This window comes from Amycolatopsis iheyensis (assembly GCF_024703995.1).
GTDB classification, from domain to species: Bacteria; Actinomycetota; Actinomycetes; order Mycobacteriales; family Pseudonocardiaceae; genus Amycolatopsis; species Amycolatopsis iheyensis.
In genome coordinates, this window is sequence record NZ_JAMXQV010000001.1 from 395,166 (window position 1) to 405,879 (window position 10,714).

The 10,714-nt window shown below is 70.3% G+C and carries 11 protein-coding genes; 9 read left to right on the forward strand and 2 right to left on the reverse strand.

All coding sequences use genetic code 11. From position 1 onward, the window contains the following. Positions 1–27 precede the first annotated feature (27 nt). Both M8542_RS01985 and M8542_RS01990 read left to right on the forward strand, forming a co-directional pair. Complete coding sequence (locus tag M8542_RS01985; protein WP_257918210.1) at positions 28–1,554, forward strand: amino acid permease; 1,527 nt, start codon at positions 28–30, stop codon at positions 1,552–1,554. Positions 1,555–1,815: 261 nt separating this feature from the next. Beyond that, positions 1,816–2,472: an LPXTG cell wall anchor domain-containing protein gene (locus M8542_RS01990; protein ID WP_257918211.1), complete on the forward strand. Its 657-nt coding sequence runs from the start codon at positions 1,816–1,818 to the stop codon at positions 2,470–2,472. A gap of 42 nt (positions 2,473–2,514) precedes the next feature. Here the strand turns inward: M8542_RS01990 and M8542_RS01995 are convergent, their stop codons facing one another. Then, entirely contained in the window at positions 2,515–4,773 is a 2,259-nt protein-coding gene (locus M8542_RS01995) for a hypothetical protein (protein ID WP_257918564.1), read from the reverse strand. A gap of 92 nt (positions 4,774–4,865) precedes the next feature. Here M8542_RS01995 and ahcY point away from each other — a divergent pair, with 92 nt between their 5' ends. The 5 genes from ahcY to M8542_RS02020 all read left to right on the forward strand — a co-directional run bounded on the left by ahcY (position 4,866) and on the right by M8542_RS02020 (position 8,029). Further along, positions 4,866–6,338 carry an adenosylhomocysteinase gene (gene ahcY, locus M8542_RS02000; RefSeq protein ID WP_257918212.1) on the forward strand — a complete coding sequence of 491 codons (1,473 nt, stop codon included), beginning with the start codon at positions 4,866–4,868 and terminating at the stop codon, positions 6,336–6,338. A gap of 110 nt (positions 6,339–6,448) precedes the next feature. Next, positions 6,449–6,736, forward strand: coding sequence for a FitA-like ribbon-helix-helix domain-containing protein (locus M8542_RS02005; RefSeq protein WP_086677687.1), 288 nt, complete (start codon positions 6,449–6,451; stop codon positions 6,734–6,736). Then, positions 6,730–7,179, forward strand: coding sequence for a type II toxin-antitoxin system VapC family toxin (locus M8542_RS02010; protein WP_308210231.1), 450 nt, complete (start codon positions 6,730–6,732; stop codon positions 7,177–7,179). Before M8542_RS02005 ends, M8542_RS02010 begins: the two co-directional genes overlap by 7 nt. Next, complete coding sequence (locus M8542_RS02015) at positions 7,176–7,517, forward strand: VOC family protein (protein ID WP_257918214.1); 342 nt, start codon at positions 7,176–7,178, stop codon at positions 7,515–7,517. The genes M8542_RS02010 and M8542_RS02015 overlap by 4 nt, the downstream gene beginning before the upstream one ends. 131 nt (positions 7,518–7,648) lie before the next feature. Further along, positions 7,649–8,029 carry a YjdF family protein gene (locus tag M8542_RS02020; RefSeq protein ID WP_257918215.1) on the forward strand — a complete coding sequence of 127 codons (381 nt, stop codon included), beginning with the start codon at positions 7,649–7,651 and terminating at the stop codon, positions 8,027–8,029. A 25-nt stretch (positions 8,030–8,054) separates the two neighbouring features. Here M8542_RS02020 and M8542_RS02025 read toward each other — a convergent pair whose 3' ends face one another. Then, positions 8,055–9,053, reverse strand: coding sequence for a hypothetical protein (locus M8542_RS02025; RefSeq protein ID WP_257918216.1), 999 nt, complete (start codon positions 9,051–9,053; stop codon positions 8,055–8,057). Between the two features lie 247 nt (positions 9,054–9,300). Between M8542_RS02025 and M8542_RS02030 the strand changes: the two genes are divergently transcribed. Both M8542_RS02030 and M8542_RS02035 read left to right on the forward strand, forming a co-directional pair. After that, the gene (locus M8542_RS02030) at positions 9,301–9,876 is read left to right on the forward strand and encodes a papain-like cysteine protease family protein (protein WP_257918217.1); all 576 of its coding nucleotides are present in this window, start codon (positions 9,301–9,303) and stop codon (positions 9,874–9,876) included. Then, entirely contained in the window at positions 9,873–10,628 is a 756-nt protein-coding gene (locus M8542_RS02035) for a hypothetical protein (RefSeq protein WP_257918218.1), read from the forward strand. Before M8542_RS02030 ends, M8542_RS02035 begins: the two co-directional genes overlap by 4 nt. Positions 10,629–10,714: the final 86 nt, after the last annotated feature.

Consider the following 10,714-nt stretch of genomic DNA (forward strand, 5'->3'; position numbering starts at 1 on the left):
ATGCAGGCCAGCCGCAGGAGGTCAACGGTGCCCGGAACGGGTTTGTGGCGCACTAAATCGATCGAACAGTCCATTTCGGACACCGACGAGCCGGACACGAAGCTCAGACGGAACCTGAGCGCGTGGGACCTCACGGTCTTCGGCGTCGCGGTGGTCATCGGCGCCGGTATCTTCACGCTCACCGCGCGCACGGCCGGCGACTACGCCGGCCCGTCGGTCTCGCTGGCGTTCGTGTTCGCCGCGATCGCCTGCGCGCTGGCCGCGCTGTGCTACGCCGAGTTCGCCTCGACCGTGCCGGTCGCGGGCAGCGCGTACACGTTCTCCTACGCCACGTTCGGCGAGTTCATGGCGTGGATCATCGGCTGGGACCTGATCCTCGAGCTCGCGGTCGGCGCGGCCGCGGTGTCCAAGGGCTGGTCGGTCTACCTCGAGACGGTGCTCGGCTACCTCTTCGGCAAGGGCACCAAGACGACGTTCGACATCGGCAGCGTGACCGTCGACTGGGGCGCGCTGGTCGTCGTGGCGATCCTGACGACGCTGCTGGCCGTCGGCACGAAGCTGTCTTCGCGGGTCTCGATGGTGATCACCGGCATCAAGGTCGCCGTCGTGCTGTTCGTGATCATCCTCGGCATCTTCTACATCAAGGGCGCCAACTACTCGCCCTACATCCCGCCGGGCTCGACCGGCGGCTCGGGTGAGACCGGCGTCGACCAGTCGCTGTTCTCCCTGATCGCGGGCGGCGCGAGCAGCTCGTTCGGCGTCTTCGGCCTGCTGGCCGGCGCCTCGCTGGTGTTCTTCGCGTTCATCGGCTTCGACATCGTCGCGACCACCGCCGAGGAGACGAAGAACCCGCAGAAGGCCGTTCCGCGCGGGATCATGGGCTCGCTGGCGATCGTCACCGTGCTGTACGTCGCGGTGTCGCTGGTCGTCGTGGGCATGACGTCGTACAAGGACCTGGCCACCTCGGCCGGCGACGGCAGCCACAAGACGCTCGCCACGGCGTTCTCCGCCAACGGCGTCGACTGGGCCGCCAACATCATCTCCTTCGGCGCGCTGGCCGGCCTGACCACCGTCGTCATGGTGCTGATGCTGGGCCAGGTCCGGATCATCTACGCGATGTCGCGCGACGGCCTGATGCCGCGCGGGCTGGCCAAGACGGGCGAGCACGGCACGCCGAAGCGGGCGACGCTCATCGTCGGCGGCCTGGTCGCGCTCGCGGCCGGCTTCTTCCCGGCGGACAAGCTCGAAGAGATGGTCAACGTCGGCACGCTGTTCGCCTTCGTGCTGGTGTCCGCGGGCGTGCTGATCCTGCGCCGCACGCGGCCCGACCTGCCCCGCGCGTTCAAGGTGCCGCTGGTGCCGCTGATCCCGATCCTGGCGATCCTCGCCTGCCTGTGGCTGATGCTGAACCTGACCGTGCTGACCTGGCTGCGGTTCGTCGCCTGGATGGTGCTGGGCGTGCTGATCTACTTCGGCTACAGCCGCCGGCATTCGCTGCTCGGCAAGCGTCAGGCCGACGGGCTCGACGAGCCCGTAAAGGCGCCGGACGCCTAGCGTCACCCACTCGAACGGGAAGCCCCGTCGATCCGCGTTCGCGCAGGTCGGCGGGGCTTTTTCGGTGGACTTCACATCGGACGATCTTGCGTTTCGTGCTTAAAAGGGGACCCGGTGTAGCGGGCTGAGTGACGTGCGATACCTTTCGATCCTTCGCGTGCCACTGACGGGTGAATTACAGCAGCGTGATTCGCACGTTCGGTGGCTTCGCGACCCCAGATTTCGCTAGTGCTCTCTCCCCGCCGGTTACAGGAGTTCTCTATGCGCAGACGTACCTTCCGTGGCGCTGTGGCCGTCATGGCGCTGACCACCGCTGCTCTCATCGGCACCGCCGGCTCCGCGCTGGCCTGCCACAGTGACGACAACCGCCCGCACCCGACGCCGGGCCAGGCGACGCCGTGCGCCAAGGGCACCGACCTCAAGCAGAGCGACGTCGAGTTCAAGATCGTCAAGAACCGCCTGAACATCTCCAAGGTGAACGAGGGCGTCACGGTCACGCGGATCGTCGTCGTCGGCGGCGACGACGGCTTCAACGACTACACCCCGGGCGCCAAGGGCCTCGAGAAGACCGCGCCGTGGACCGACCTCCGCGCGCCGTTCAGCCGCAACGGCCACCAGGCCGACATCGATCACTGGTACCTCTGCGGCAAGAAGACCGAGAAGCCGACCGAGACCACGACGCCCTCGAAGCCGACCGAGACGACGAAGCCGAGCGCTCCGGCGTCCTCGGAGACCGTCGCGCCGACCTCCACCACCGCTCCGGCCGCCGTCCCGGCGGGCAACGAGTCGGGCACCGGTGGCGGCCTGGCCAACACCGGTTTCGACAACATGTGGCTGGTCTGGATCGCCGCGCTGCTGATCCTCGGCGGCGGCGGCCTGCTCGCCCTGCTGAAGTTCCGCCGCAAGGCTTCCGAGTGACGTTCTGACCGGTTGAAGGCCCCTCGCCCCGGCGAGGGGCCTTCACTGTTTCGGGGGGAAGTCCCCGAAGAGCAGGCCCTGCTCACCGCCGGAAGGCTTGCCGAGCCCGGCGGCCATCGCGACGGCGTGGTCCCACTCCGCGTCGACGACGTAGTCCTGGTGCTTGAGCACGCCCGGCGCCCAGCGGTGCCGCCCGGTCGGGCCGCGCAGCGGGTCCGGGAGCCAGTGGTCGCCGCCGAGGATGAGGACGCCGTTGCGGTCGGCCTTCGCCTTCAACGGCCCGACGCCGCCTTCGGGCTGGTAGCCGACGCCGAAGAGCTGCCGGTCGGAGACTTCGTGCCGCCAGGTCGTCACGCCGCCGCCGAAGATGTCGGTGCCGCGGCACAGCGCTCGCCACCGGCCGTCCAGGTCCGCGAAGAGCGTTTCGAGCGCTTCCTGGGGCAGCAACGCCGGGAAAGCACGCTGGTAGCCCCACTGCAGCGGCGAGCCGGCGGTGAGGACGCCGACGCGTTCCAGGTCCGCTTCCGGCAGCTCGCCGGCGAGCTGGGCGGCGGCCATGACCGTCAGCAGGCTGCCGAGGTTGTAGCCCGAGAGCACCACGCGCGTCCCCGGCTCGGCGAGGTGCTCGCGGGCCCGCGCGGCCAGCTCCGGGACGACCTTCAGCGCGTAGCACGGCGGCACGGTCGGGTGCGCCGCCCGCGGCCAGAAGCAGACCAGGTCCGCCAGCGCCCCGAGGTGCCGGCTGCGCTGCGGGGTGCGTGCCGCCGTGTAGACCACGCGCAGCAGACCCGCGGCCAGCGCGCCGAGCGCGAACACGCCGATCGCGGACAGCGGCTTGAACCAGCCGGGCACGAGCCCGAACCCGAACCGCAGCACGAGCAGGGCGGCGCCGCCGACGGACATCGCCGAGGCCACCGTCAGGGCCAGGTGGTGCAGGTGCCGCCGTTCCCACGCCGAGCGCGCCCACGCCGCCGCGGCCTGCGCCTCCTGACGCTCGTCGTGCTCCATCAGCTCGACGATCTCCGGCACGCCGCGGCGCAGCCGGCGCAGCGGGACGGCGACCGCGAAACCCAGCACGGCGAGCACCGCGGCCAGCGCCAGCCCGGCGCCCCACAGCACGGTGACCAGCACGTAGGTGTCGGGGACCCGGAGCAGCTCCGCGCCGGAAAGCCGGCGCAACGCCTCGGCCATCCCGGCGCCGAACCCGCCGCCGAGCAGGCCGGCCAGCGCGAGCACCGGGGCGGCCGCCCAGCCGCCCAGCCACGGCCGCAGCCGCCGCGGCTTGTGCCGCCAGCCGGGCCGGGCCAGCAGCGCGGCCGGGACGAGGAACAACGCGAACAGCACGGTGATGGCGACCAGGGCCGCGCCGAGCCCCTCGACGACGCCGTTGGTGCCCGGCAGCGGACCCGGGCCGGGCCGCAGCCGCACCGCGGCGACGACGACCAGCAGCACGGCGAACGCGAGCACGCCGGGCCGGGCGAACCGGCCGGTGTCGACCCCGATCGCCGCCGCGACGACGGTGGCGAGCACCAGCGCGAGCGTCACGATCCAGGCGACCAGGCCGAAGACGTCGCCAGGCACCCGGAACGGGCCACCGAGCAGCAGCAACGCGACCGAGACCAGCGCCGCGACGGTGTGCAGGCAGCGCAGCGCCGGGGTTTCCGGGTCGGTCCGCAGCCGCAGCGGCCCGTCGGTCAGGCCGCCTTCGGCGTGCACCGCCCAGGTCGCCGACGAGATCCGGTGCAGGACGAAGATCACGACCAGCAGGGGCAGCACGCCGACCGCGATCCGGGCGGGCACCGAGCGCAGGACGTCGGGGACCACCGGCAGGCAGCCCGAGCCGGGCGCGAGGCACTGCGTGGCGAACAGGTCGAGCGCGATCGCGGCGAGCTGGCCCATCAGCAGCATGGTGAGCAGCAGCGCGCCGACCCGCAGCAGACCGCGGCACACCGCGCCGAGGACGCGGGGGAGCCGGCGGCCCGGCTCGGCCGGCGGGAGCATCCAGAAGGCGACGTTGGCCAGGGAGAACGGGAACAGCAGCGCCCAGGTGGCCTTCGCGGCGCCCCCGGACGTCATGCCGTGCCACAGGTAGCCTTCGAGGGTCCGCGGGATCGACCGGCCCAGTGCCGGCAGCACGGGCCCGGGCGCCGGCCGCCGCAAGCGGTCGGCCGGGCGGATCACGCGACCCAGGCCGTCGCCGGCGACGTCGACGGTGGACACCGCGTCGAGCAGCGTCTCGCCGCTGGTGCCCACGAGGCCGGCGACGCGGATTTCGACGACGCGGGTGTCCGGGCCGGGCATGGGCACGGTAAGGGTCTCCTAACCAACCTAGGGGAAGCCGAGCGGACAACGGTAGTGTTCCGGTGTCGCCGAGTCTTGGAGGAATCGCCACTATGACCCCCGAAAGCGTTGCCAAGCGGCACGAGACCCGCAATGGCATCGAGTTCGCCGTCGCCGACCTCGAGGCCGCGGAGTTCGGCCGCAAGGAAATCCGCCTCGCCGAGCACGAGATGCCCGGCCTGATGGCGCTGCGGCGCGAGTACGCGGAGGTCTACCCGCTGCGTGGAGCGCGGGTGTCGGGCTCGCTGCACATGACCGTGCAGACCGCCGTGCTGATCGAGACGCTGGTTTCGCTGGGCGCCGAGGTGCGCTGGGCGTCGTGCAACATCTTCTCGACGCAGGACCACGCGGCCGCCGCGATCGTCGTCGGCCCGCACGGCACGCCCGAGGAGCCCAAGGGCGTCCCGGTGTTCGCCTGGAAGGGCGAGTCGCTCGAGGAGTACTGGTGGTGCACCGAGCGCATGCTCACCTGGGACGGCGAGGGTCCGAACATGATCCTCGACGACGGCGGTGACGCCACGATGCTGGTGCACAAGGGCACCGAGTTCGAGAAGGCCGGCGTCGTGCCGACCCCGGACGAGAACACCTCGGACGAGTTCCGCGTGTTCCTGGAGCTGCTGCGCGCGTCGGTCGCTTCGGACAAGGACAAGTGGACGAAGATCGGCGCGGGCATCCGCGGCGTCACCGAGGAGACCACGACCGGCGTCCTGCGGCTGTACCAGCTGGCGGCGGCCGGCGAGCTGCTGTTCCCGGCGATCAACGTCAACGACGCGGTGACGAAGTCGAAGTTCGACAACCGCTACGGCATCCGCCACTCCCTGATCGACGGCATCAACCGCGGCACGGACGTGCTGATCGGCGGCAAGGTCGCGGTGGTCTGCGGCTACGGCGACGTCGGCAAGGGCGCGGCGGAGTCCCTGCGCGGCCAGGGCGCGCGCGTGGTGGTGACGGAGATCGACCCGATCTGCGCCCTGCAGGCGGCGATGGACGGCTACCAGGTCCGCACGCTCGAGAACGCGCTCCCGGAGGCCGACATCGTCATCACGACGACCGGCAACAAGGACGTCGTGCTGGTCGAGCACATGGCGAAGATGAAGCACCAGGCGATCCTGGGCAACATCGGCCACTTCGACAACGAGCTCGACATGGCGGGGCTGCAACGCTACCCGGGCATCAAGCGCATCAACATCAAGCCCCAGGTCGACGAGTGGATCTTCCCGAACGGCAACACGATCATCGTGCTGTCGGAGGGCCGCCTGCTGAACCTGGGCAACGCGACCGGGCACCCGTCGTTCGTGATGTCGAACAGCTTCTCCAACCAGGTGATCGCGCAGGTCGAGCTGTTCACCAAGCACGAGGAGTACGACAACGAGGTCTTCCGGCTGCCGAAGAAGCTGGACGAGAAGGTCGCGAAGATCCACCTCGACGCGCTGGGTGGGGAGCTGACGAAGCTGACCAAGGAGCAGGCCGAGTACATCGATGTGGATGTCGAGGGGCCGTTCAAGCCGGAGCACTACCGGTACTGAGATTTCCGCGTTTTAGCAGTTCAGGGCCGCCCCGAAAGTGTTCGGGGCGGCCCTTTGTTTTGCCTTTTGAACAGTGATAGCTCAATCGGGTGACGTGCTATCATCGTGGGGTGAAGCAGTTGATCACGAGGATCGACGACGAGCTGCACGCCCGGCTTAAGGCGCGAGCCGAAGCCGAAGGGCGCAGCATGAACGACCTGGTCACGGAAGCGTTGAGGGGCGTTGTGGCGAAGACCGAAACTCGAGCGGAGTGGAAGCGGCGGCTGATCGCCGAAGGCAAGGTTGTGCACGTGGAGCCACCGGCTCACGTGCCGACTCTGGATGAACTCGAAGACCTGTCCCGGGGCTGGGGCACAGCTGTGAGCGAAGCGCTCGACTGGACCCGAGGGGAGTGGTGACCGTGCTGTACGTCGACACCAGCGCGCTGGTCACGGCTTACCTGGCGGACGAGCCGGAGCACGACAAGTTCCGCGAGCTTCTCCTTGAAGGGGATTCCCCGGTGGTGAGCAGCGACTTCACCCGCATCGAGTTCGCCGGTGCCGTGACGGCCGCCAAGCGGACCGGCCGAATTCCCGATCCCGCGGCGATGCTGGCGCACTTCGACTACCTCGCCTCCCCGGATGGGGAACTGGTGCTCATTCCGTTCGACCCGAGCCGGGTCATTCCCGCCGCGCGCCGGCTGGTCACCGAGAACTACCCGGTGCGCACCTTGGACGCGATCCACATCGCCGTCGCGATGCACTCCACGGCCGAACTCACCGGTGGCGAGCCGGTCACCTTCGTCACCCGGGACGAGCGGCAGGCCGATGCCGCCAAGGCCAACGGATTCGAGGTGCTGTGACCGTCGAACTCTTCGCCGGGATCGCCGTCCGCGACTACCCCGCCGCCCTCGCCTGGTACGAGCGCCTCTTCGGCTCCCCGCCGACGTTCGTCGTGCACGAGACCGAAGCCCTCTGGCAGGTCACGGACCACGGCTCGGTCTACGTCGTGCTTCGGCCAGAGCGGGCCGGCCTTGCCATGCACACCCTCTTCGTCGACGACCTCGACGAGCGCGTCGCCGGGATTTCCGCGCGCGGCATCGAACCCGCCGACCGCGAGACCTACGACAACGGCGTCCGCAAGATCATCTACCGCGACCCCGAGGGAAACGAGCTCGGCATCGGCGGCGGACCCGCGTAACCTCGAGCCCGTTCTTGGCTTCACGAACCTCACGGCCCGGTAGGTAGTCCGGGCGGCCCCGCGAAGGGCTCGTTGTCCCACCTGGGAAACCGGTGACGCCAGGCTGATCCGTCACGCCTGGAGGTTTCCCGATGAGCGGGGTGTTCACGCTGTACCACAACGGCCAGTTCTGGGTCGGTGTCTACGAAATCCACGAAGACGGCCTGGTCAGGGCCGCGCGGCACGTCTTCGGCGCGGAGCCGAACAACGCCGAGCTGGCCGCCTTCGCGGCCGGACGCGACTTCGTCCGGCTGGCCGACGAAGCGCGCGAAGCCCCGCCGGTGCCGGTGGATCGGAAGCGCAGCTATGAAGGCGAGGGCATCGGCACCGCCGCCCAGCGGGCGCTGAAGCACGCCGTCGCCGAGCGGGCCGGCGAAAACAAAGCCGCCCGCAAACGCCGTGCCGCCGCCGAGGCGACGCGCCGCCGGGCCCTCGCACGAGCCAAGGCGAAGCGCAAGCACCGCGGCCGATGAGCCGCACTTTCACGTGAAAGTGCCGCTAGTTCCACTCCACCGCGACGCCGGCCAGCCCGGGGCCGGCGTCGTTGAAGAACGCGCTGCTCACGCCGCCCATGTCGCACGCCAGCTCCTCCGCCACCACCGGCAGGGCGTCGTCGCGCGCCCGGACCTGGCGCGTGCACCGCGCCGGCAGCGCGTTGCGGTCGAAGCGCAGCTGGACCAGGTAGCTCGCGCAGCGGTCACGCAGCATCCGGTAGTAGCCCGGGGACGCCGAACCCGAGTCGTCGCGGACCTCGAAGCAGAACACGTGGATGTCGCCCTCCGCGAGCTTGCGGTCGAACAACAGCTCCGTCGCCATCGTGTCCGCGTCCGGGTTGCGGCGCATCCGGCCCACCCGGCAGCCCTCGTCGGTGATCAGCTCGACGTCGTCGATGCGGCAGCCCGGGTCGCCGTTGTAGACCGTCAGGTACCGGTCCGGGCCGTGGCGACGGGCGCGCGTCACCAGCCGCGTGCGCAGGCTGACCTGGCGGTGTTCGGCGTCGAACGTGATCGTGTCGTGCACCGACAGCAGCTCGAGGTCGGCGTTGTAGTGGTTCGACGACGGGTACGCGCCCAGCTCGGCCAGCAGGTCCTCGACGATCGACCCCATGTCACCGGAACGCAGGTCGTGGAACGACGCCGCCGGCTGGTGGCCGCGGCGGACCAGACGCGGCCCGATGAGCACCACGAGGGCGTCGGCGGGCAGCTGGAGGACCGATTCCAGGGCCCGGACCGCCGGCAGCGCCTTGGGCACCTCGGGCTGGCGCAGGCCGCGCTGCCAGTAACTCAGCGTGGACTGTCCGATTTGGACGCCGCGCAGCGCGAGGTGCGCGCGCAGGCGCGCCAGCGAGAGGCCGCGGTAGGCGATGGCCAGTCTCAGCGCGTGGTGGAACTCGCCGGTGCGGAGTGCCTCGGTCAGCTCTTTGGGCAGTTCGGCGACCGAGGCCCGGCTCGTGCGGGCGCCATCGATGATCAGTGGGAGGTTCCCGTCTTGTGCCACCGCTCGTCCCTTCACCCGACCAGTGTGTGCGCTGGGCGTGAACACCGCGGAACGTTCACGTTAGCAGCGTAGGGTGTTGGTGCCGACCCCCGTTCAGGGTGGTTGGCCACGTGATGGTGACTGTTCCGCGTTCCGGCTGTGACCCGGAACGGTCCGTTCAGCCGGATGGCGTTCTTGCTCCTTGTGACCACGTTGTTCACCGTTGTGACCACCGCTGGTTCGCCCACGTTCGAGCAGGAGGCCGTCCGTGCTGGTGAAGTCGAGCCGGGTCCACGCCGTACTGGCTGTGAGCCTGCTGTTGTGCCTGGTCGCGCCGGTCACCGCCGGAGCCGCGCCCGGAGTGCCGTCGACGTACCACGACCAGATCGTCATGCAGCTCCAGCAGAAGAACCAATGGTGCTGGGCCGGCTCCGGCGCCACGATCGCGGCCTTCCACGGCGCCGCCGTCAGCCAGACGCGCTTCTGCCAGCTCGCTCGCGGCGAAACAGGTCAGGACTGCGCGAACCTGCCGGGCACCCTCGCCGGCCCTCAGCGCGCGTTCGCGAAGCTCGGCTTCGGCTCGCCGGGCCGCTACCTCGACCGGCCCATCTCCTACGCCGACGTCCGGCAGCAGACCGCCGCCAAGCGGCCGGTCGAGACGCGGGTCGGCTACCGCTCGGGTGGCGGCCACGCGCACGTCGTCTACGGCTACGACAACAGCCGTGACTGGGTCTTCTGGGGTGATCCCGGGCCGGCCAAGCGCTACAACTGGTCCACCTACGGCTACTACGCGCACAACCCGTCGTTCACCTGGACGCACACGCTCACCGGGATCGCCCGATGAGCAGGCGAGCGTTGGTCCTCGCCGTGCTGACCGGCGCGGCGCTGCTGATGACGGCCCCGGTGTCAGGCGCGGCCCAGGCCGCCGGCATCAGCAGCGCCGACGCCGTGGCGGCGCACGCCGCGACCGAAGGCCTCCAGGACACCCTCGTGCGCTTCTTCGCGCAGGCGCCGGACGCCCGCGGGCCGGTCTCGGTCCGGATCGCGCCGGACGCCTACCCGGTCTACGAGCTCTCGCCGGACTTCGTCGTGGGCAAGCCGGGCGCGGCGCCGGGCGACTTCGCCTACTTCGCCGTCCCGGCCCAGGCCTCCGACGGCCGGACCGCGACGCTCTGGTCGGTCCGTGGCGACGACGGCGTGTGGCAGGTCGGCAACATCGCCTCGGGTGACGTCGAGGGCGCGTACGCCCGCAAGCTGCCCCCGGACGCCCAGCTGCTGCACGAACCGCAGGTCGACGCCTGGTACGCGGTGCGCGACGGCCGCCTCACGTCGCTGTCGGAGCCGAAGACCGTCACGGTCGCCGACTACCAGCGCACCGTCTCGCAGCGCTACGGGGACAAGCTCCCGGGTTCGGCCTACGCCCTCGACGGCGAGGCCGGCGGCTACGACGCGACGTCGCAGGTGATGCCCCGCGGCGACGGCGGACCGGCGCCGTCGGGCCACGACACCGGCTGGGTGCCGCTGCTGATCCTCGTCGGCGTCCTGGCGATCAGCGGGGCCGGCTACCTGCTGCACCTGAGGCGGATCTCCGCCTGACAGACGAACCGGCGGGCTCGGCGTCGATCCCCTTCCACCGAGCCCGCCGGTCCACCACCTCAGTACTGTGACTCCCCGTGGGTCGA